The sequence below is a fragment of the Brevundimonas sp. Marseille-Q4549 genome (assembly GCF_976940555.1).
The window spans coordinates 453103-474053 of the sequence record NZ_CDRHXG010000001.1; the positions used below are offsets into that span (position 1 = coordinate 453103).

The following is a 20951-nucleotide window of genomic DNA, read 5'->3' on the forward strand; positions in this document are numbered from 1 at the left end:
CTAAAGCCACTTCGTCTTCTTGAAGGTCACGAACAGTCCGGTGCAGATGGCCAGCATCAGGACCAGGGCGCCGTAATAGCCGTAGCGCCAGTGAAGCTCGGGCATGAAGTCGAAGTTCATGCCGTAGATTCCGGCGATGGCGGTCGGCACGGCCAGCAGAGCCGCCCAGGAGGCCAGCTTGCGCGTGATCCCGCCCTGGCGCTGCTGTTCCAGCAGATTGGCGACTTCGAACACCGAGGACAGGATGTCGTTCAGTCCGCCCAGCCGGGCGCCCACCCGCTGAACGTGGTCGCTGACGTCGCGGAAATAGGGCCGGACATCGGCGTCGATACAGGGCAGGTCCAGCGACTGCAGGCGGCGCGTCGCCTCCTCCATCGGCCCCAGGATGCGCCGAAATTTCAGCAGTTCGCGGCGCACGGTGAACAGGCGGCGGATCTCGGCGCGCGTCAGGAAGGCGTCCAGCGTCTTCTGCTCCATCTCCAGGACGCTGTCCTCGACCTCGTCGACGATGGGCGAATAGGCGTCGACGATGAAATCCAGAATGCCGTGCAAAACGAAATCCGGTCCCCTCTTCAACTCCCCCGGCGAAGCCTCCAGCTGGGCCCGCAAGGCGTTATGGGCGCGCGCGGAGCCGTGGCGGATGCTGATGACATGGTCTTCGCCGACGAAGATGTGGGTCTCGCCATAGGCGATGCGTTCGTCGATCCGGGCCGCCGTGCGGGCGACGACGAACAGTTCGCGGCCATAGACCTCGACCTTGGGCATCTGGTGCGCCACTAGCGCGTCCTCGACCGCCAGCGGATGCAGGTGGAAGCGGCGGACCAGGATGTCGAACTCCTCGTCCGTCGGATCCACCAGGCCGATCCAGACGAACTGACCCGGCTCCAGCCTCAGCCCCTCCTCGCTGAGCGGCGCCGCGCGGACCCGATGGCCGTCTCGATAGACATAGGATGCGACGACCGGCATGGCGTCCTCCGAACCGAATTCCGCTGCGTTTAGAGCGCGAAAGCCCGGCGGCGTCACGCCCTCGAACCGAAAATCGCCGCCGGATGTATCCGGCGGCGATCTCTGGTCTCGATGCAGGTCTCAGTTGACCGGGAAGCCCCGGACCTTCAGCAGGGCCGCCACGTCCGGGTCGCGGCCGCGGAAGGCGCGATAGGCCTCGGCGCGGTCGGTGGTGTTGCCCGGCGCCAGCATGATCGACTTGAAGCGGCCGGCGATGTCCGGATTGAAGACGTCGCCCGACTCCTCGAAATAGGCCCAGGTGTCGGCGTCCATCGTCTCGGACCACAGATAGGAATAGTAGCCCGCCGAATAGGCGTCCGAGGTGAACAGGTGATTGAACTGCGGCAGGCGGTGCCGCATCACGATCTCCTTGGGCATGCCGATACGGGCCAGGCTTTCCTTCTCGAAGGCGTCGATGTCGGTCGGCGGCACGGCCTGGGTGTGCAGGTCCATGTCCACGATGGCCGAGGACAGATAGCTGACGGTCGCATAGCCCTGATTGAAGGTGTTGGACGCCTCGATCTTGTCCACCAGGGCCTGCGGCATGGCCTGACCGGTCTGATAGTGCTTCAGATAGCCGTCCAGAATCGGCCGGCTCAGCACCCAGTGTTCGTGCACCTGCGACGGATATTCGACGAAGTCGCGCGGCGTCTCGCCATAGGACGGATAGGTCACGACCGACGACAGATAGTGCAGGGCGTGACCGAACTCGTGGAACAGGGTCTCGGCGTCATCCAGAGAGATCAGCACCGGCTGGCCCGGCTCAGGCTTGGTGAAGTTGTTGTTGTTCGACGCCAGGATGACCTTGGAGCCGTCCAGCTGCGAGAACGACCGATAGGTGGTCATCCAGGCGCCCGACCGCTTGCCCGGACGCGCGTAGTCGTCGGCGTAGTAGAGGCCGATCAGACGGCCGCCGCGGGTCTTGTCATAGACCTCGTAGGCTTCCACGTCCGGCTCGAACACCGGCACGGTTCCCTTGGGCAGTTTCTTGAACTGGAAGCCGTACAGACGCTCGGCCATGGCGAAGGAGCCCTGGCGCACCGCGTTCAGTTCGAAATAGGGCTTCAGCTCGTTCTGATCGAGGTCGTACTTGGCCTTACGGACCTTCTCGGCGAAGTAGAGGTAGTCCCAAGGCTCGATGTCGAACCCGGCGATCGCCTTCATGTCGGCGACCTCTTCGGCCACGCGCGCCTTGGCCGGGGCCCAGACGCGGTCCATCAGGCGCTGGGCGTTGGCCGGGGTCTTGGCCATGGTGTCCTGCATGCGCAGTTCGGCGTGGTTCTTGTAGCCCAGCAGCTTGGCGCGCTGATCGCGCAGGCGCACGATCTCGACGATGGTCGAGTTGGTGTCGTTGGCGTCGCCGTTGTCGCCGCGGTTGACGAACTTCTTCCAGACCTGCTCGCGCAGGGCCCGGTCGTCGGCGAAGGTCAGGAAGGGATCGACCGCCGAACGGGTGTTCAGGATGGCCCAGCCCTGAAGGTTGCGGCTGCGCGCAGCGGCGGCGGCGGCGGCCTTGTTCGACTCGGGCAGGCCGGCCAGCCCGGCCTCGTTCGGGATCAGGGTCCAGGCGTTCTCGTCGGCCACGACCTTCTGGCCGAAGCGGGTGAAGGCGTTGGACAGGGCGGTGTTGATCCGGCCCAGCTCGGCCTTGCCGGCCGCGTCCAGATTCGCGCCCGAGCGGATGAAGGCGTCGCGGCGGCGCTCGGCCAAACGCTTCTGTTGGGGCGTCAGACCCATGGCGTCGGCGTTGTCGGCGACCGTCTTGACCCGCTGGAACAGCTTATCGTTGAAGTTGATCTCGTCGAAGAAGGCCGAGGTCATCGGCGACAGCTCGGTGTCCAGGGCGTCGTATTCGGCCCCGCCGATGTTCGACGTCATGACGCTGTAGATATTGTAGGCGCGGTCCAGCGGCTGGCCCCACAACTCCATCGCCGCCAAGGTGTTGGCGAAGGTCGGGGGCTCTGGGTTGTTGGCCACGGCGGCGACGTCGGCGCGGGCCAGCTCCATGGCTTCCAGCATGGCTTCGCGCAGCTTCGCCGGCGTCACCTTGTCGAAGGGCGGAACACCGTCGTAGGGCCCGGTCCAGACCTGCAGCAACTCGGCGCGCGGCGCTTGGGCCGGCAGGACGGCGCGCGCGATCCGCGCCTCTTCGGCGACGCTGGCAGCACTCGTTCCCGGAGCGCCCGGCGCGCCCGGCTCTCCGGTCATGTTCGTGGCGCAGGCCGACAGGGCCATCAGGCTGCCGCCCGCGATGAGAAGCTGGCGTCTATGCATGGAATGCTCCGAAACAAGATCATGGTTGCGATATACTTAGGCGCACGGATCGCCCCCGTCACCTGACGCGGGGATAAACTTGTCGCCAATCCGGTTGGATACGTCGTCGCACTGTTCTAAAGCGCCCCCATGGCTATTGGCGTTTTCGACTCCGGCGTGGGCGGCCTGACCGTCCACCGCGAACTGACCCGGCGGTTCCCGACGCGGGACTTCGTCTATCTGGCCGACCAGGCCCACGCCCCCTACGGCGGGCGCGGCGGCGAGGACATCGTCCAGCTGACCCAGGCGGGGTGCGAACGCCTGTTCGAGGCCGGCGCCTCGGTCGTCGTCCTGGCCTGCAACACCGCCTCGGCCATCGCCCTGCGACGGCTGCAGCAGACCTGGCTGCCCGCCCTGCGCGAACGCCTGGGTCGGCCGGTCAACATCCTGGGCATCATCGTGCCGACCATCGAGGCGGCGACCGGCGTGCCCTGGAGCTTCGAGGCCCAGCGCCCGCTGGAGGGCGAGAAGGTCGAATCCATCGCCATCACCGGCGTCTTCTGCACCGCCGCCACGGCGATCAGCCGCGTCTACGAGATCGAGATCGACAAGCGACGCGAGGACATCGCCGTCTTCTCCGAACCCTGTCCCGGCCTGGCCGGTCTGATCGAGCTGGGCGCCCCGGCCGAGGAGCTGAAGGTGGTGATCGGCGACCACGTCGATGCGCTCCGTCGTCGCATCGGCCGCCACCCGGACAAGGCCATCCTGGGCTGCACCCACTATGAGATCGTCGCCGACCTGTTCGCCCAGGCCCTTCCGGCGGGGACCGTCCTGATCGAACAACCGACGGCCGTAGCGGATGCGTTGGAACGCTATTTCGCGCAGCACCCCGAATACGATTTGGGCGACAGCGGCCGGCGCGACTTTCTGACCACCGGCCAGGCCGGACCGCAGTCGGAGCTGGTGTCCCAGTTCTGGGGCGCGCCGGTGACGTTCGAAAAGGCCTAGCGTCAGCAGTCCGGACAGTCGGGCAGGGCCTCGGTCTCCAGCTGCAGCGTGGTGTGGCCGATGAAGAAGCGCGTCCGCACCAGAACCTGCGCCTCCTTCAGCAGGGCCGTAGGGTCCGCCCGCTCGTGCACCAGATGGGCCGTCAGGGCCGTCTCGGTGGTCGACAATCCCCAGACGTGGAGGTCGTGCACCGCCGTGACGCCGGGCAGTTCCCGCAGCGCCGCCTCCAGCCGGATCACGTCCACCTGGGCCGGAACGCCGTCCACGGCCAGATTGACGGAATCCTTGAACAGCCCCCAGGTCGACCACAGGATCACCGCGACGATCAGCAGACTGACGATCGGATCGACCATCGACCAACCGGTCGCCATCATCAGGCCGCCGGCCAGAACGACGCCCAGCGACACGCCCGCGTCGGCCATCATGTGCAGATAGGCGCCCCGCGCGTTCAGGTCGTGCTGGGACCGGATGAACAGCAGGGCCGTCGCCAGGTTCAGCACGAAGCCCACGCCCGCCACCGCCATGATGGTCATCGAATGGACCGGCGCAGGCTCGGCGAAACGGCGAACCGCCTCGAAGGCGATGGCCCCGCAGGCGAAGATCAGCAGCAGGGCGTTGCCCAGAGCCGCAAGGACCGTGGCCTTGCCCAGTCCGTAGGTGCGACGGCCGCCCGCGATCCCGTGTCCGCCCATCCGGGCCAGCAAGGCTGCGCCGCCGGCCATGGCCAGCCCCAGAACGTCCGTCAGATTATGGCCCGCGTCCGCCAGAAGGGCGGTCGAATTGACGGCGAAACCGGCGGCGAATTCGCAGACCACGAAGGCCAGGTTGATGGCCAGGGCGACGGCGTAGCGCCAATCTCCCGTATCGACGGGTCCATGGTCGTGGCCTGCATGACCATGACCTCTGTGGTCGTGGTCATGGTCGGAGGCGTGATCGTGATCCGCGTGGCTGTGTCCGTGGGCGCTCATGGCCCCGCCTATACGCCGTTTCGGGAAAAGGCCAAGTCGCTATAAGATAACGCATTGAATGTTATCATATAATGCAAAGCCCTAGTGCTGATGGGTCGCCACGATCAAGCCCAGGACGATCAGGGCCGCCCCCAGAACCGCGCCCTCGTAACGGGCCCAGCGCTCCAGCCGCAGGATGGAGGCGCCCGCGCTGGCCAGGGCGGTGAAGACGGTCATGCCCGCCACCGTGCCCAGGGCGAACATCAGGGTCAGCAAAGCCAGGGCTCCCAACCCCTGTGGCGCAGTAGACAGATAGATGGGCAGCAGCACCTCGCCCGGCGACACGGCCATCATGGCGACCAGCCCCCAAACGGCGGCCTTGTCCGACACCGCCGCCGGCGGCGGCGCAGCGTCGGCCGGAGCGGCGCGACGCAGCATGGCGCGCGTCAGATAGAAGGCGCCGAACAGAAACAGCAGCACCGCCGCCAGATGCGGCAGCAGACCTTCGATCCAGCGATCCAGCGCCAGGCCCGCCGCCACGATCAGGGCGCCGACAGCCGCCGTCGCGATGATGTGGGCCAGGCCGGCCGTCGCCACGACCGCCAAGATACGAGACGGCCGCCAGCCCTGCGCCCGCCCGACCAGGGTGAAGGGCAGCCAGTGGGTCGGCAGGGCCGCATGCAGGAAGGCGGCGACGAAACCGCCGCCCAGCAGGGACAGCATGACGGACGGGTCAGGACCGGGAGACATGCCGCGCCCTATATCCCGTTACTTTATAACAATCGAGCCCAAATCTTCACAGCCAGTCGGCGAACGGTTCGCGGTCCAGCATCTCCTCGTAGGTCGGGCGCGGCCGGACGACAGCCCAGTTCTCGCCGTCGACCAGAACCTCCGGAACCAGCGGCCGGCTGTTGTATTCGCTGGCCATGACCGCCCCATAGGCGCCGGCGCCGGTGAAGACCACCAGATCCTCCGCCTCCAGCGGCGGCAGGGCGCGGTCGCGCGCGAAGGTGTCGCCCGTCTCGCACACCGGGCCGACCACGTCGTAGGGCAGCGCCCCGCCCGGACGCGGCGTGACCGGCAGGATGTCGTGATAGGCCTCGTACAGCGCGGGCCGCATCAGGTCGTTCATCGCCGCATCCAGCACCAGGAAACGCCGCCCGTCCGAGCGTTCGTTGACCTGGATCACCTGGCTCAGCAGAACCCCGGCGTTGGCGGCCAGCAGCCGGCCCGGCTCGAACGCCGCCTCGACCTCCAGACCGGCCAGGACGCGCGCGGCCATGGCGACATAGTCGGCCGGGGAAGGCGGCTCGCTGCCGCCGGAATAGGGCACGCCCAATCCCCCGCCCAGGTCCAGCCGCGTGACCGCATGGCCCTGCCCCCGCAGATCGCGGGTCATGTCGGCCAGCACCCGGAAGGCGGCTTCCAGCGGCGCCAGGTCGGTGATCTGGCTGCCGATATGGCAGGCCAGGCCCACGGGCGTGACGTGCGGCGACTGCGACGCCTGGGCGTAGAGGTCCATCGCCTCGGCCACTGGAACGCCGAACTTGTCGCCCTTGCCGCCGGTCGTGATCTTGGCGTGGCCCCCGGCGCCCACGTTCGGATTGACGCGAATGGCAATGGCGGGCGCCGCCCCCATCATGGCCGCGACCGCGATCAGACGCTCCAGCTCCGCGCCGGATTCGACATTGATCTGGCGCACGCCGACCCCGATGGCGAAGGTCAGCTCCATGTCCGTCTTGCCGACGCCCGAGAAGATGATCCGGTCGGCGGGCACCCCCGCCGCCAGGGCCCGCCTGATCTCGCCTTCGGACACGGTGTCCGCGCCGCAGCCCAGCCTGGCCAGGGTCGCCAGCACCGACAGGTTGGAGTTGGCCTTGACCGCAAAGGCGATCAACGCCTCGCCCAACGCCTCGCGGTGGGCGTCGGCCGCCGCGCGCAACAGGCCGTAGTGCCGCTTCAGCGTCGCGGTCGAATAGACATAGACGGGCGTGCCCGCCTCGTCGGCGATCAACTCCAGCGGCACGCCCTCGGCATGCAGCGTCCCGTCCTTGAGGTCGAAATGGTGCAAGGTCTAGCGCGGTTCGTTCTGGGCGGCGCCGGCGCCGATCGGATTGGAGGGGCCGCCGTCGATCGGCACGCTGCTGGACGGCCGGTTGAGGGTGGCGGGTTCGGGCAGGCCGGGGGCGCGGCTGCTGCGCGGCGCGCGCTCGGTCTCGCGCACCGGCGATTCCAGGTCGGCCATGCGGCCGCACCCGGCCAGCGCCGTCGTCAGGGTCAGGGCGAGCGCGCCCGCTAGGATGACGGTCTTCTTCACAGGCGTTGTCTCCAGTCGGCGATGCGCGCGCGGACCTGTTCCGGCGCGGTTCCGCCATAGCTCTGGCGGCTTTCGCAAGACGCCCTGGCGGTCAGCACCTTGTAAACCGCTTCGGTCACGCCCGGCTCCAATTTCTGCATCTCGTCCAGCGGCAGTTGCGCCAGGTCCACGCCCAGTTCCTCCGCCCGTTTCACCGCCGCGCCCGTGACATGGTGCGCCTTCCTGAACGGCAGGTTCAGTTCGCGCACCAGCCAGTCGGCCAGGTCCGTCGCGGTGGAGAAGCCGGCGCCCGCCGCAGCCGCCATCCGTTCCGTGTTCGGGATCAGGGCGGCGACCATGGCCGTCATGGCCGTCAACGCCAGGTCCAGGGCGTCGAAGGCCTCGAACACCGGCGGCTTGTCCTCCTGCATGTCCTTGGAATAGGCCAGCGGAAGACCCTTCATCACCGTCGACAGGGCGACCAGAGACCCCATGATCCGTCCCGTCTTGGCCCGCACCAGTTCGGCCGCGTCCGGGTTGCGTTTCTGCGGCATGATGGAGCTGCCGGTGGTCAGGTCGTCGGGCAGGGTAGCGAAGCCGAACATCGGCGTCATCCAGACCACGATCTCCTCGGCCAGACGCGACAGGTGGCCCGCCGTGATCGAGGCGGCGGCCAGGCTTTCCAGCGCGAAGTCGCGATCCGACACCGCGTCCAGACTATTGGCCATCGGCCGGTCGAAGCCCAGTTCCGCCGCCGTCATGTGGCGGTCGATGGGAAAGGGCGAACCCGCCAGGGCGGCGGCGCCCAGGGGGCTTTCGTTCATGCGCGCGCGGGCGTCGGCGAACCGGCCCGCATCCCGCCCGAACATCTCGACATAGGCCATCAGGTGATGGCCCAGGGTCACGGGCTGGGCGGTCTGCAGATGGGTGAAGCCCGGCATCAGGTCGCCCGCATGCTGTTCGGCCCGGACCAGCAGGGCGGCCTGCAACCCCTTGAGCTGGGCCACCGACCGGTCGCAGGCGTCGCGGACCCACAGGCGGAAGTCCAGCGCCACCTGATCGTTGCGGCTGCGCGCGGTGTGCAGGCGGCCGGACGGCTCGCCGATCAGTTCGTTCAGGCGCGCCTCCACATTCATGTGGATGTCCTCGAACTGGTCGCGGAAGGGGAAGGTCCCGCCGAGGATCTCGGCCTCGACCGCGTCCAGCCCCTTCAGAATGGCGTCCGCGTCGGCCTGCTGGATCACGCCCTGCTTGGCCAGCATGCGGCAATGGGCGCGCGATCCGGCCAGATCCTGACGCCACAGACGCTGGTCCACGCCGATGGAGACGTTGATCGCCTGCATGATGTCGGCCGGCCGCGACGAAAAGCGTCCGCCCCACATGTCTTGACCCGCGGGCCGGACCGGCGCAGTCGAACCGCCGTGTTCGGCGTCGGTGGAGGGCGTATCTGTCATGAGCGGCTCGAGAAAGGCGATCTGGGCGGTCGTCGGCGCGATCGTGCTGGTCAGCACCATCGCCGGCGCCGGCGGAATGGCGATCTCGCTATACGCCAATCATAGGCAGGCGGCGCAACCCCCCAAGACGCCCGCAGCCGCCAAGACCGGCGACGCAACCGGCCCCAGCGACCTTGCGCGGTACGCAACCGGGTCGATGGCGAAGCTGCAGACGCCAGCAGAACTTCGCCCTGCGCCCAACTACGTCTTCCGCGACCGGACGGGCACGGCCGTGCGGTTTCAGGCCTTTCAAGGCCGGGTGACGGTGGTCAATCTGTGGGCCATGTGGTGCGCGCCCTGCCGCGCCGAGATGCCGACCTTGGCGGCCCTGGCCCGATCCTACGAGGCTGATCCCGATCTGATCGTCCTGCCGATCAACGTCGATGCGACGCCGGACGGCGTGGCCCAGGCCAAGGCCTTTATCGACGCCCACGCCCCCCTGCCCTTCTACAACGACATCCGTTTCCAGCTGCCGTTCGAGTTTCCGGGCAAGGGAATGATGCCCCAGACCATCCTGCTGGATCGCCAGGGCCGCATCCGCGCCAGCCTGGCCGGCGATGCGGATTGGAACAGCGCGGAAGCGAGGGCGCTGATCGACGCCCTGCTGGCCGAGAGCGCGCCCGCCGCCTGACCGCCTGGTTTCCAGCCTCGGTTTTCGGCTTCAGTTCGCGGGAACGCGACGATCCGTGGCCGGATCGACGGCGCCGGGCCGCCCCTCGGCCGCCGCCTTGGCCTGCTTTTCCTCCAGCTTGTCGGCGACCTTGCCCGCGCCGCTCTCGACCGCCTGGGCGGTCTTCATGGCGCCGGCTTCCAGCACCTCTCCCGCCTGACTGGCGGCGGCCTGGGCGTGATCGCCCGCCACCTCGGCCTTCTGTTCGGCCTCGGCCGTCTCGTGGCGGGTGCAGGCGCCGACCGCCAACGTCAGGGCGGCGACGGCGACAAGGCTGGTCGGCAAGGTCAGGGTGCGCTTCGTCATGGCGTTTCTCCGGTCAAGGTCCGCTTCGACGCCAGAACGCCGAACAAAGGCGACGGTTGCGGTCATGCCGACGAGACGGCCTCGTATTTCCACCAACTGTCCCGCCGCGACAGAGCCGCCTATCCCTCGATTGCGCGAACCCCGACGGTTCGTCGCAGACGATCCTGTCCCTCGCCGGTCGGGATCGTCAGAGGCGGCCTGGCCTTTCCCTACACAGTCGGCCGGGCCGCTTCCCCCTCCACCATGACAGATGCGGGCCCTGACCGAAGGGGTCGACACGCGGCGATTGCTTTCGGGGAGAAGGGGTGGTGGTTGGAGGCGGGATCGAACCGCCGACCTGTGGGTTATGAATCCACCGCTCTAACCATCTGAGCTACCCAACCATGGGCCCTGCGCGCCGACCGAGGTCGCGCGGAAGAGGCGTGCCTATATCGCCGCCGGACGCAGGGTTCAAGTCATGTCGCGCGACATCGTGCCACGATGCGTTGCTGTGAAGGTCGCGCGAGGAACAGGAGCCGACATCCGCCGTTGCCGTCGGAACCCGCCGCCGACCGGAGCCCCGCCATGCGTCTTTCCGCCCTCGCTGCTTCCAGCGCCCTTTTGGTCCTCGCCGCCGCCTGCGGCGCCCAGGGCGAGCCTCGGACCCCGGCGGGCGCGCCGCTGGAGACCCGCCCCGCCAACAATCCGGCCCAACAGCCGGCTTTCGAGGGGCAGACACGAGCGCCGGCCGTCCCCACCGAACGGGCTCTGACCCACACGGTCGTGGCGTCCGGCCTGGTTCATCCCTGGGGGCTGGCCCTGTTGCCTGACGGGAACTGGCTGGTGACGGAAAGGCCCGGCCGCCTGCGGATCGTCACGTCAGAAGGTCGGGTCGGCGCGCCCATCGCCGGGCTCCCGACCGTGGATGCTCGCGGCCAGGGCGGTCTGCTGGATGTCGTAGTCGGACCCGACTTCGCCCGCGACCGAACGATCTACTGGAGCTACGCCGAACCTCGGGAAGGCGGCAACGCCACCTCGGTCGCGCGGGGGCGTCTGTCGGACGACGGATCGCGGGTGAACGATGTCCAGGTCATCTTCCGCGCCCTGCCCGTCTATGACGGCGACAAGCATTTCGGCTCGTCCCTGGCCTTCGCGCCGGACGGCAAGCTGTTCGTCACCCTGGGCGAACGCTCCGACAAGCCGATGCGGCCGCAGGCCCAGGACCTGGGCTCGCACATGGGCAAGACCATCCGCATCAACGCCGACGGCACGGTCCCGCAGGACAATCCCTTCGTCGGCCGCGCCGGCGCCCTGCCGGAAATCTGGAGCCTGGGCCACCGCAACGTCCAGGGAATCGCGATCCAGCCCGGAACCGGCGCCGTCTGGACCATCGAACACGGCACGCGCGGCGGCGACGAATTGAACCTGGAAAAGCCCGGCGCCAACTACGGCTGGCCCGACGCGGCCTATGGAATCGAATACGCCGGCGGGGCGATCAATGCAGGCGCGACCCAAAAGCCCGGCACGGTGCAGCCCGTCTATTATTGGGACCCGGTGATCGCCCCGGGCGGCGCCGCCTTCTATCAGGGCGCCCTCTTCCCCGAATGGAACGGGAACCTGCTGGTCGCCGCCCTGAAGGAGAAACATATCGCCCGCCTGGTGCTGCAGAACGACCGCGTCGTGGGCGAAGAGCGCCTGCTCACCGACCTCGGCGAGCGGATTCGCGACGTGGCGGTCGGCCCGGACGGCGCGATCTGGGCCATCACGGACGAGCAGAACGGCAAACTGGTCAGGCTGACCCCGGCGCCCTAGGATCGGCGAGACAGGCGGGGGCCAGTCTTGATCTCCCGAAAGGAGCGAATGACCATGCGCAGTCTCATTCTCGTCGCCGTCGCCCTGCCGCTGCTGGGCGCCTGCGCCTCGTCCACCGGCGGCGTCAGCAGTTACCGGAAAGACCTCGATCGGCTGGAAGCGTCCTGCAAGGCGCGCCAGGGCATTCTGACGCCCACCGGACTGCAGACCGGACGGCCCGAGACCGAATACGCCTGCACCATCATAGGCGGCGCGACACGCATTCCCCAGAACTGACGCCCAAGGGGTTCTTCCTCCTCTTCGGAGCTCTCCAACGCCGTCGCCTGGCGTGCGATCACGCGCCTTATTACTTGACGTTGACGTAAACGTAGGGTTCTTGGCGTCCACGCTTGGAACCGCCCTGCTCCTCACGTCGCGGACTGCCGCACGGTGAAACCAGGGCCCAAAGATGGAGACGCACTTCCATGGCTGACGCCTATATTTACGACGCCGTCCGCACGCCGCGCGGCAAGGGCAAGAAGGACGGCTCGCTGCACGAGATCACCGGCCTCAGCCTGGCGACCCAGGTTCTGGAGGCCCTGCGCGACCGCAACGACCTGGACACCTCCAAGGTGGACGACGTCATCCTGGGCTGCGTCACGCCCGTGGGCGAACTGGGCGCCGACATCGCCCGCACGGCGGTCCTGTCGGCCGGCTGGTCGCAGGATACGGCGGGCGTTCAGATCAACCGCTTCTGCGCCTCGGGCCTGGAGGCGGTGAACATGGCGACGGCCAAGGTGAAGTCCGGCGAGGCCGATTTCGCCGTCGGCGGCGGCGTCGAAGTCATGAGCCGCGTGCCGATGGGTTCGGACATGGGCGCCTGGCCGACGGACCCCTCCTCGGCCTTCCCGACCTATTTCGTGCCGCAGGGCGTCTCGGCCGACATGATCGCCACCAAATACGGCTTCAGCCGCGACGACGTGGACGCCTATTCGGTCGAAAGCCACAAGCGCGCGGCCAGGGCCTGGGCCGAGGGCCGGTTCAAGAACTCGGTCCTGGCCGTCAAGGACCAGCTGGGCCTGACGATTCTCGACCACGACGAGACCATTCGTCCGAACACGGACATGCAGACCCTCGGCGGGCTGAACCCGTCCTTCGCCATGATGGGCGAAATGGCGTTCGACGGCGTGATCAACCAGCGCTACCCCGAGGTCGAGCGCGTCAACCACGTCCACACCCCTGGCAATTCGTCGGGCATCGTCGATGGTTCGGCCGGCGTTCTGATCGGCTCGCTGGAAGCCGGTCAGGCCCTGGGCCTGAAGCCGCGCGCCAAGATCCTGGGCGGCGCCTCGATCGGCTCAGAGCCGTCGATCATGCTGACCGGCCCGGAGTATGTGACCCGCAAACTGCTGAAGAAGCTGGGCATGACGCCCGACGACATCGATGTGTGGGAGCTGAACGAGGCCTTCGCCGCCGTCGTCCTGCGCTATATGCAGGCCCTGAACATCGACCACGCCAAGATGAACGTGAACGGCGGCGGCATTTCGATGGGCCACCCCCTGGGCGCCACCGGCGCCATGATCACGGGCATCGCCCTGGACGAGCTGGAACGCTCGAACAAGTCGACCGCCCTGATCACCCTGTGCATCGGCGGCGGCATGGGCACCGCCACCGTCATCGAACGCGTCTGATCTAGGAGCGAATGAACATGGAAAACTTCAAGATCGACGTCGACGCCGACGGAATCGCCCTGATCACCTTCGACGTTCCGGGCCGTTCGATGAACACCCTGACGTCCTCGGTGATGAAGGAAATCCCCGAACTGGTCGAACGCATCAAGACCGATGACGCCATCAAGGGCGCCGTCATCACCTCGGGCAAGGCCTCGGGCTTCTGCGCCGGCGCGGATCTGGGCGACATGGCCGGCGGCGTGCTGTCGGGCGGCGGCGACCTGCAAAAGGCGTTCGACGCCGGGTGGAAGCTGAACGGCGCCTTCCGTGCGCTGGAGACCTGCGGCAAGCCGATCGCGGCGGCGATCAACGGCCTGGCTTTGGGCGGCGGGTTGGAGTTCACCCTTGCCGCCCACTACCGCGTGGTCGAGAACGACAACAAGATTCAGCTGGGCCTGCCCGAGATCAAGGTCGGCCTCTTCCCCGGCGGCGGCGGCACCCAGCGCCTGACGCGCCTGGTGGGCGTGCAGAACGCCATGATGGCCATGAGCGAAGGCAAGTCCTTCCGCCCGAACGACGCCAAGGGCGCCGGCATCGTCCATGAGGTGGTCGAAAAAGGCCAGTCTGTCGAGGCCGCCAAGGCCTGGATCAAGGGCAAGGTCGAGTCGGGGGGCAAGGCCGTCCAGCCCTGGGACGAGAAGTCGTTCAAACTGCCCGGCGGCGGCCCCTATCACCCGGCCGGCATCCAGAACTTCATGGTCGGCAACGCCATGCTGCGCAAACAGTCCTACGGCAACTATCCGGCCGTGGTGAACCTGATGAAGGCCGTTTACGAGGGAACCCAGGTTCCGATGGACGCGGCCCTGCGCATCGAGACGCGCTACTTCATCAAGACCCTGATGACGCCGCAGGCCCAGGCCATGATCCGCTCGCTGTTCCTGTCCAAGCAGGAACTGGACAAGGGCGCCGTTCGCCCGGCTGGCGTGCCCAAGTCCGATCCGAAGAAGGTCACGGTCATCGGCGCCGGCATGATGGGCGCGGGCATCGCCTATGTGCAGGCGCTTGCCGGCATCGAGACCATCCTGATCGACCAGACCCAGGAAGCCGCCGACAAGGGCAAGGCCCATGTCGAGGAACTGCTGAAGAAGCGCCTGTCGCGCGGTCAGCTGACGCAGGAGAAGTATGACGCCCTGCTCGGCTCCGTCACCGCCACCACCGACTATGATCTGATCAAGGGTTCTGACCTGGTCATCGAAGCCGTGTTCGAAAACCGCGAGATCAAGGCCGATGTGACCAAGCGCGCCGAGGCCCAGCTGGCCGAGGGCGCCGTGTTCGGCTCCAACACCTCGACCCTGCCGATCACCGGCCTGGCCGAGGCCAGCGTCCGTCCCGAGGACTTCATCGGCATCCACTTCTTCTCGCCCGTCGACAAGATGATGCTGGTCGAGATCATCCTGGGCGAGAAGACGAGTCAGGCCGCCATCGCCAAGGCGCTGGACTATGTGCTGAAGATCAAGAAGACGCCGATCGTCGTCAACGACTCCAGGGGCTTCTACACCTCGCGCTGCTTCTCCACCTTCCTGATGGAGGGTATGGCGATGCTGGAGGAGGGTTACGGCCCTGCCCTGATCGACAATGTCGGACGCATGACCGGCATGCCGCGCGGCCCGCTGGAGATGCACGACGACGTCGCCCTGGACCTATCCTACAAGATCGCCAAACAGACGGCGCTCGATCTGGGCGACAAATACGTCCCGTCGGAAGGCGCCGACATCGTCGCCAAGATGGTCGAGGGCGGACGCTTCGGCCGCAAGAACGGCAAGGGCTTCTACGACTACGACACCAAGCCCAAGACGATCTGGAAGGGTCTGTCCGAACTGGCCCCGACCACCAAGGGCATCGACCAGCCGGAAGAGCCGACCGCCTTCGCCCAGATCGACGAGCTGAAGACGCGCCTGCTGTATCGCCAGGCCGTCGAAGTGGCCCGCTGCTGGGAAGAGGGCGTCATCGACGACCCGCGTGAGGCCGATCTGGGCGCGATCCTGGGCTGGGGCTTCGCACCCTGGACCGGCGGCCCGATCAGCTTCATCGACGGCATCGGCCTGGCCAAGTTCGTCGAGACCGCCGACCGTCTGGCCGCGACCTATGGCGACCGCTTCAAGGTCCCGCAGCTGCTACGCGACATGGCCGCCAAGGGCGAAACCTTCTACGGCAAGTTCTCCCCGCAGAAGGCCGCGGCCTGATCGGCAGCGGACATCGTGAGACAACGGAACGGGCGGCCTTCGGGTCGCCCGTTTTCGTTTGTCCCCTTCCTTCCGCTCATCCCGGCTAAAGCCGGGACCAGTGTTTTGGGCCATACGGCACCCCCCGCTAGCCCCCCTTGGTCCAGCGCACGGCCAAGCGACAGAACTGGGTCCCGGCTTTCGCCGGGATGAGCGGAGAGGTGAGCATTCGGCCGCACGCAGTGCGAACGCGCGATAGGCTAAACGCAAAGAAAAGACCCGCCCGACACGAGGTCGAGCGGGTCGCTCCGCCGCCCTTCGCGGGGTCGGTGGCGGGTCGCTAGGGGCGACGGAGTAGCGGTGAAAGGGCCGGGCCCCGGCCGAGCGAGCCTGAAACAGTCCGCCTCGGCCGCTCGGCCCCCTGTCCTGGCCTCAGCCTTCCAGATCCTGGCCTTCGTCGGGCTCGGGCGCGCCCAGCATATCGTCGGCGATCTTGGTGGTGGACTGGCGCACGGCCTTTTCGATGGAGGCGGCGATGTCGGGGTTCTGTTTCAGGAACTCGCGCACATTCTCTCGGCCCTGGCCGATGCGGGTGGAGTCATAGCTGAACCAGCTGCCCGACTTCTCGATCACCCCGGCCTTGACGCCCAGGTCGATGACCTCGCCCAGTTTGGAGATGCCCTCGCCGTACATGATGTCGAAGATGACCTCGCGGAACGGCGGGGCGACCTTGTTCTTGACCACCTTGACCCGGGTGGTGTTGCCGACCACCTCGTCGCGGTTCTTGATCGCGCCGGTGCGGCGGATGTCCAGACGCACCGAGGCGTAGAATTTCAGCGCATTGCCGCCCGTCGTCGTCTCGGGGCTGCCATACATCACCCCGATCTTGTGGCGGATCTGGTTGATGAACAGGACGATGCATTTCGACTTGGAGATGGAGGCTGTCAGCTTGCGCAGCGCCTGGCTCATCAGGCGCGCCTGAAGACCCGGCAGGCTATCGCCCATCTCGCCCTCGATCTCGGCGCGCGGCGTAAGCGCGGCGACGGAGTCGACCACAACGATGTCCACGGCGCCCGACCGGACCAGGGTGTCCACGATCTCAAGCGCCTGTTCGCCGGCGTCCGGCTGAGACACCAGCAGATCGTCCAGATTGACGCCCAGCTTCTGGGCGTAGACCGGGTCCAGCGCATGTTCGGCGTCGACGAAGGCGGCGACCCCGCCCTTCTTCTGCACTTCGGCGACCGTATGCAGGGCCAGGGTGGTCTTGCCGGAGGATTCCGGGCCGAACACCTCGATCACCCGCCCGACCGGCAGGCCGCCGATGCCCAGCGCCATGTCCAGACCCAGCGAACCGGTCGAGACGCTCTCGATCTCGTTCACCACCCCGGCCTTGCCGAGCTTCATCACCGAGCCCTTGCCGAAGGCGCGATCGATCTGCGCGATCGCCGCCTCAAGAGCGCGTTGCTTGTCGCCGTCTTCCTTGCCCACCAGTTTCAAAGCCGCCTGTGCCATTGCCTTCGTCTCCCTTGCCATGATTCCCGTCAAAAGCCTGGGAGAGACCCGCCATGGACCCGCCCCCGTTTCGTGAGCGGCACTATGTGCACGGTTTGTTCCGGTTCACAAGATGTTCTCTTTGTCGCCCGGCGCATTCCGCCTAGCCTACGTCCGTTTCCGACGTGATCTTAGAGCGGCAGACGGAGGCTGAAGGCGAAGCCTGCGGTTTCGTAGGTCATGATCACCGTCCCATTCAAAGAACGATTGAGCGTGGCCTCGATGAGGTCCCCGCCGAAACCTCGTCGCGTCGGCGTGGCCACCGGCGGCCCTCCGCTTTCGACCCAATCCAGCATCAGGTTGGCGTCCCGCACCGACCAATCCACCCGGACGCAGCCGGCGGGGGTCGACAGGGCGCCGTATTTGGCGGCGTTGACGGCCAGTTCATGAAAGACCATCCCCAGGCCCAGGGCCTGGCGCGGATCGAGATCGACCGCCGGCCCGGCCAATCGCACCTGTTCGTCAGCGTAAGGCGCCAGTTCCTGCCCCAACAGGGCGCCCAGGTCGACGCGCTCCCACTTTCCGGCCGTCAGCAGGTTCTGGGTGTTGGACAGGGCCAGAAGCCGCGCCTCGAACAGGGCGGTGAAGGTCTTCACGTCCGGCGTGCGGCGCGCAGTCTGGCGCGCGATCGACTGGACGGTGGCCAGGGTGTTCTTCACCCGGTGGTTCAGTTCGTTGATCAGCAGCCGCTGCTGACGCTCGCTGTCGGCCAAGGCGGCGAAGGCCTCGCGCCGGTCGGTGACGTCGGTGATGACGCCCGACATCCGCAACGGCCGGCCGGAGCGGCTGCGGATCAACCGTCCCCTCAGATGGATCCAGCGCCCTGTGGCGGGCAGCCGCCATTCCTGATCATAGTCCGCCTCTCCGGCCAGGGCGCGAGCCAGCGCCGCCCTGTGCGCCGGCAGATCCTCCGGCGACAGCCGGTCGCCGATTTCGCTGGATCCCGCCCGGGCGTCTTCCGGGATGGACAGGATTTCGCGCGCGCGCGCCGACATGACCGGCGGCCGCAGCGGCACCGCCGCCTCCCAGAAACCGACCCCGCCGGCGTCGACCGCCGCCAGCACATCGGTTCTCCGGTCGAAAACCGAGGCGCCCAGCGCCACGAACAGGACGGCGACCGACCCGGCCGTGACGGCGACGGCCAGGACCAGCCGCGAGGTGTCGCTCTCGTGCGCGGCGTGGACGACCGGCGTAAGGATCAAGGCGGCCATTCCGGTGTAGTGCATGGCGACGATGGCCAGGCCCAGCAGGACCGCGGCGACCGCGCGCCAGGTCAGGTTCCGCTCCCGCCGCGCGGCGACCAGGGCGGCGTAGGAGGCGGCGACGGCGATCGCCACGGACAGAACGACCAGCGCCGGGCGATAGGCCAGCGTCGCCGCCGTATGTATGGCCGCCATGCCGACATAGTGCATGGCGGCGATGGCCCCGCCCATCAGCAGCGCCGCCATCGAAAGCCGCATGGGTCGCGTATTGGGTCCGGCCGCCGTCAGGAAGGCGCCCCCCGTTCCGAACGCCGCCAGCAGGAAGGACAACAGCGTCAGGCCGCCGTCATAGGCGACGCCGCCGTCCGGCCTGAAACCCAGCATGGCGATGAAATGCATGGACCAGATGCCCAGCCCCAGCGACACGGCCGCCGCCCCCAGCCAGCGCAGCCGCGCCGACCCCAGATGGCTGCACGCCCGGTTGAACAGGTCCAGCGCCGTCCACGCCCCCAGGACAGCGACGATCAGCGCCAGAACGGCGAACAGGCTCAGGGGATCGTGATGCACGGCGACACGCCTCCACACGCCGTTGAAAGTTCCTGACTAGGTCGAAACCCACGGAAATTCATCTGAAAATCAACCGGGCCCTTCCACTCCGGGCGGCGGCGCGGGTTCGGCCCAGCGCGCCGCCAGCGACACGCCGCAGGCCAGGACCATACACGCTGCGCCGACCACGGCCAGGACCCGGCAGGCGCGCCCGCCGACCGGACCCAGGGGCCGCGCCTGAACCACGATCAAGAGGGCGATCACGCCCAGCGCGCCCGGCAGGTCCATCCCCACGCCCAGGAAAACGAAATGCCCCAGGCCCAGCATCCATCCGCCCGCGACGATGGTCGCCACGACGGCGGGAATCAGGGCCCGACGGCGCTGCAGCCGGGCGCCGATCAACGCCGCCGTCGCGGCCGCCAGCGCCGCCGCCAGACCGCTCCAGATGAAGACGAAGGCCGCTTCCGGCGCGACCGCCTGGGCGACGGCGCCGATGATCAGCACCAGGACGATCAGCCCCAGCCAACCGCCCCATGTCGGCTCGTCCTGGCCGCCGGGCCAGAAGGTCAGCAAGACGGCGACGGCGGTCGCGCCGATCAGGATCACGTTCAGCCCGCCCAGCGCCGACGCCGTCACGGTCGCGCCGATCAGGATCGCCGCCAGTGTCCGCCGCCCGACCCTTGCGCGTCCGGCCAACAGCGCAAATGCAGCGGCCATGACGGCCAGGCTAACGCCCGCCTCCATCCACGGCAGCCGCCGAAGCAGGGTGTAGTAGGCGTCGGGCGTGTCGATCCGCCTGCCCACAGGCCCGGCCAGGATCCGCACCGCCTGGGCGACGACCAGCGCAGAGGCGACCAGCCACAGGCCGCCCGCCGCCCCCCGACCGACCTCGCGCCAACCCAGACCGGCCGCATGCCGCGCGCCCCAGGCCGCGAACGCCGTCAAGGCCGCCGCCGTCGCCAGCAGAACCCAGCCGAATCCGAGCGAATGCCGCAGGAAGATCAGCCCGAACACGTCGGCGTGGACCGCATTCGCGGTCGCGCGCGGCAGGGTCGGCGCGCGCAGGAAACCGTCGGCGGCCTCCAGCGCCTGCGAACCGATATGCTGGACGCTGCCCTGATCCAGCGCATCGGGCGTCGAACGGGGCGAATGATACTGATCCGGCCGGCCGAGGAAGGCCAGGTTGACGCCTGCCAGACCCCTGTCCGCCGCCACGGTGAAGTCGGTGCCGTTCGGCATCAACCTGTAGACGAAGACCGCCAGGGCGTTGCCGGTCGCCCCGCCCGTCACGGAACCGGTCGCACGCGCGAACAGGTCGATCGTCTGGGCGTTGCCGGGGCCAGTCTCGAACATCATGGCCCGACCGCCGCCGCCCCGCGCTTCCAGATTGACGACGGCGCCGATCCGGCTGCGCAGCCGATGTTCGCTGAAGAAGGCGCGGGCGCCGTCCAGGTTCAGCTCTTCCCCGTCGGTCAGCAACACCACCAGATCGCGGTCGGCCGGACCTCGCGCCTGGATCGCCCGCACCGCCTCCAGAACGCCCGCCACCCCCGCCGCGTCGTCGGCCGCGCCCGGCGAGCCCGGCACGCTGTCGTAATGGGCCATCAGCAGAACCGCCGGCAGGTCCGGACGCCGTCCCGGCGACACCCCGACCAGATTGACGACCGACAGGCCCTCGGCGCTGTCGCCCCGCGCCTCGATGCGACGAACGGCGGCGGGCGACAGGACGCCGGTCTGACGCTCGGGTCTCAGCCCCAGGGCCGCCATGCGCTGGAACAGATAGGCCTGAACCACCTCATGTTCGGCCGATCCGACCGGATGCGGTGCGCGGGCCATGCGCCGCACGTCGATCATGGCGCGCTGGGCGGAGAAAGCGGTGGCGGCGGCGTCCGCGCTGACGGGCGGCGGCGTCTGGGTCGTGACAACCGCCAGAGCGAAGGCCGCCGCCAGCGACGCCAACAAAAGAAACAGTCGCATTCCCGCCTCCCCGATCCCGAACCGACACTTGGCCC

17 protein-coding genes and 1 tRNA gene are annotated in these 20951 nt (G+C 67.9%); 6 read left to right on the forward strand and 12 right to left on the reverse strand.

The genetic code is table 11. The features are described 5' to 3' along the window. Both ACWPV3_RS02375 and ACWPV3_RS02380 read right to left on the reverse strand, forming a co-directional pair. Nucleotides 1-966: a magnesium and cobalt transport protein CorA gene (locus ACWPV3_RS02375; protein WP_453976695.1), complete on the reverse strand. Its 966-nt coding sequence runs from the start codon at nt 964-966 to the stop codon at nt 1-3. Between the two features lie 120 nt (nt 967-1086). Then, nucleotides 1087-3279 carry a M3 family metallopeptidase gene (locus tag ACWPV3_RS02380; RefSeq protein ID WP_453976696.1) on the reverse strand — a complete coding sequence of 731 codons (2193 nt, stop codon included), beginning with the start codon at nt 3277-3279 and terminating at the stop codon, nt 1087-1089. Nucleotides 3280-3408: 129 nt separating this feature from the next. Between ACWPV3_RS02380 and ACWPV3_RS02385 the strand changes: the two genes are divergently transcribed. Then, entirely contained in the window at nt 3409-4266 is an 858-nt protein-coding gene (locus ACWPV3_RS02385) for a glutamate racemase (RefSeq protein ID WP_292177667.1), read from the forward strand. A 2-nt stretch (nt 4267-4268) separates the two neighbouring features. Here the strand turns inward: ACWPV3_RS02385 and ACWPV3_RS02390 are convergent, their stop codons facing one another. The 5 genes from ACWPV3_RS02390 to argH form a co-directional block, all read right to left on the reverse strand. Then, nucleotides 4269-5234, reverse strand: coding sequence for a cation diffusion facilitator family transporter (locus tag ACWPV3_RS02390; RefSeq protein ID WP_292088852.1), 966 nt, complete (start codon nt 5232-5234; stop codon nt 4269-4271). Nucleotides 5235-5315: 81 nt separating this feature from the next. After that, nucleotides 5316-5963, reverse strand: coding sequence for a hypothetical protein (locus tag ACWPV3_RS02395; protein ID WP_292088853.1), 648 nt, complete (start codon nt 5961-5963; stop codon nt 5316-5318). Nucleotides 5964-6009: 46 nt separating this feature from the next. After that, nucleotides 6010-7284, reverse strand: a complete 1275-nt coding sequence (gene lysA, locus ACWPV3_RS02400) for a diaminopimelate decarboxylase (RefSeq protein WP_292088854.1) — start codon at nt 7282-7284, stop codon at nt 6010-6012. 3 nt (nt 7285-7287) lie between these two features. After that, on the reverse strand, nt 7288-7530 hold the full coding sequence (locus ACWPV3_RS02405; RefSeq protein ID WP_292088855.1) for a hypothetical protein: 243 nt from the start codon (nt 7528-7530) through the stop codon (nt 7288-7290). Further along, nucleotides 7527-8891, reverse strand: a complete 1365-nt coding sequence (gene argH, locus ACWPV3_RS02410; protein WP_453978490.1) for an argininosuccinate lyase — start codon at nt 8889-8891, stop codon at nt 7527-7529. Before argH ends, ACWPV3_RS02405 begins: the two co-directional genes overlap by 4 nt. 70 nt (nt 8892-8961) lie before the next feature. Between argH and ACWPV3_RS02415 the strand changes: the two genes are divergently transcribed. Beyond that, nucleotides 8962-9633, forward strand: a complete 672-nt coding sequence (locus ACWPV3_RS02415) for a TlpA family protein disulfide reductase (protein WP_453976697.1) — start codon at nt 8962-8964, stop codon at nt 9631-9633. 30 nt (nt 9634-9663) lie between these two features. On the opposite strand, the gene ACWPV3_RS02420 is transcribed toward ACWPV3_RS02415, so the two are convergent. Together ACWPV3_RS02420 and ACWPV3_RS02425 are read right to left on the reverse strand one after the other, a co-directional pair. Continuing rightward, entirely contained in the window at nt 9664-9978 is a 315-nt protein-coding gene (locus tag ACWPV3_RS02420; protein WP_453976698.1) for a hypothetical protein, read from the reverse strand. 306 nt (nt 9979-10284) lie between these two features. After that, nucleotides 10285-10361, reverse strand: a tRNA-Met gene (locus ACWPV3_RS02425). A gap of 181 nt (nt 10362-10542) precedes the next feature. Between ACWPV3_RS02425 and ACWPV3_RS02430 the strand changes: the two genes are divergently transcribed. The 4 genes from ACWPV3_RS02430 to ACWPV3_RS02445 all read left to right on the forward strand — a co-directional run bounded on the left by ACWPV3_RS02430 (nt 10543) and on the right by ACWPV3_RS02445 (nt 15661). Next, nucleotides 10543-11769 carry a PQQ-dependent sugar dehydrogenase gene (locus tag ACWPV3_RS02430; RefSeq protein WP_453976699.1) on the forward strand — a complete coding sequence of 409 codons (1227 nt, stop codon included), beginning with the start codon at nt 10543-10545 and terminating at the stop codon, nt 11767-11769. Nucleotides 11770-11823: 54 nt separating this feature from the next. Beyond that, complete coding sequence (locus ACWPV3_RS02435) at nt 11824-12045, forward strand: hypothetical protein (protein WP_453976700.1); 222 nt, start codon at nt 11824-11826, stop codon at nt 12043-12045. A 188-nt stretch (nt 12046-12233) separates the two neighbouring features. Continuing rightward, nucleotides 12234-13439, forward strand: a complete 1206-nt coding sequence (locus ACWPV3_RS02440) for an acetyl-CoA C-acetyltransferase (RefSeq protein ID WP_292088862.1) — start codon at nt 12234-12236, stop codon at nt 13437-13439. 17 nt (nt 13440-13456) lie between these two features. Further along, nucleotides 13457-15661, forward strand: coding sequence for a 3-hydroxyacyl-CoA dehydrogenase NAD-binding domain-containing protein (locus ACWPV3_RS02445; RefSeq protein WP_453976701.1), 2205 nt, complete (start codon nt 13457-13459; stop codon nt 15659-15661). Nucleotides 15662-16072: 411 nt separating this feature from the next. Here the strand turns inward: ACWPV3_RS02445 and recA are convergent, their stop codons facing one another. From recA to ACWPV3_RS02460, 3 genes are all read right to left on the reverse strand, one after another. Further along, nucleotides 16073-17152, reverse strand: coding sequence for a recombinase RecA (gene recA, locus ACWPV3_RS02450; protein WP_313454565.1), 1080 nt, complete (start codon nt 17150-17152; stop codon nt 16073-16075). Nucleotides 17153-17322: 170 nt separating this feature from the next. Continuing rightward, complete coding sequence (locus tag ACWPV3_RS02455; RefSeq protein WP_453976703.1) at nt 17323-18960, reverse strand: MHYT domain-containing protein; 1638 nt, start codon at nt 18958-18960, stop codon at nt 17323-17325. 69 nt (nt 18961-19029) lie between these two features. After that, nucleotides 19030-20916, reverse strand: coding sequence for a M20/M25/M40 family metallo-hydrolase (locus tag ACWPV3_RS02460; protein WP_453976705.1), 1887 nt, complete (start codon nt 20914-20916; stop codon nt 19030-19032). Nucleotides 20917-20951 lie beyond the last annotated feature (35 nt).

Coding starts and splice junctions, on each gene's coding strand:
- ACWPV3_RS02375 (WP_453976695.1), bottom strand. CDS start 966: ATGCCGGTCGTCGCATCCTATGTCTATCGAGACGGCCATCGGGTCCGC.
- ACWPV3_RS02380 (WP_453976696.1), bottom strand. CDS start 3,279: ATGCATAGACGCCAGCTTCTCATCGCGGGCGGCAGCCTGATGGCCCTG.
- ACWPV3_RS02385 (WP_292177667.1), top strand. CDS start 3,409: ATGGCTATTGGCGTTTTCGACTCCGGCGTGGGCGGCCTGACCGTCCAC.
- ACWPV3_RS02390 (WP_292088852.1), bottom strand. CDS start 5,234: ATGAGCGCCCACGGACACAGCCACGCGGATCACGATCACGCCTCCGAC.
- ACWPV3_RS02395 (WP_292088853.1), bottom strand. CDS start 5,963: ATGTCTCCCGGTCCTGACCCGTCCGTCATGCTGTCCCTGCTGGGCGGC.
- argH (WP_453978490.1), bottom strand. CDS start 8,891: ATGTGGGGCGGACGCTTTTCGTCGCGGCCGGCCGACATCATGCAGGCG.
- ACWPV3_RS02415 (WP_453976697.1), top strand. CDS start 8,962: ATGAGCGGCTCGAGAAAGGCGATCTGGGCGGTCGTCGGCGCGATCGTG.
- ACWPV3_RS02420 (WP_453976698.1), bottom strand. CDS start 9,978: ATGACGAAGCGCACCCTGACCTTGCCGACCAGCCTTGTCGCCGTCGCC.
- ACWPV3_RS02430 (WP_453976699.1), top strand. CDS start 10,543: ATGCGTCTTTCCGCCCTCGCTGCTTCCAGCGCCCTTTTGGTCCTCGCC.
- ACWPV3_RS02435 (WP_453976700.1), top strand. CDS start 11,824: ATGCGCAGTCTCATTCTCGTCGCCGTCGCCCTGCCGCTGCTGGGCGCC.
- ACWPV3_RS02440 (WP_292088862.1), top strand. CDS start 12,234: ATGGCTGACGCCTATATTTACGACGCCGTCCGCACGCCGCGCGGCAAG.
- ACWPV3_RS02445 (WP_453976701.1), top strand. CDS start 13,457: ATGGAAAACTTCAAGATCGACGTCGACGCCGACGGAATCGCCCTGATC.
- recA (WP_313454565.1), bottom strand. CDS start 17,152: ATGGCACAGGCGGCTTTGAAACTGGTGGGCAAGGAAGACGGCGACAAG.
- ACWPV3_RS02460 (WP_453976705.1), bottom strand. CDS start 20,916: ATGCGACTGTTTCTTTTGTTGGCGTCGCTGGCGGCGGCCTTCGCTCTG.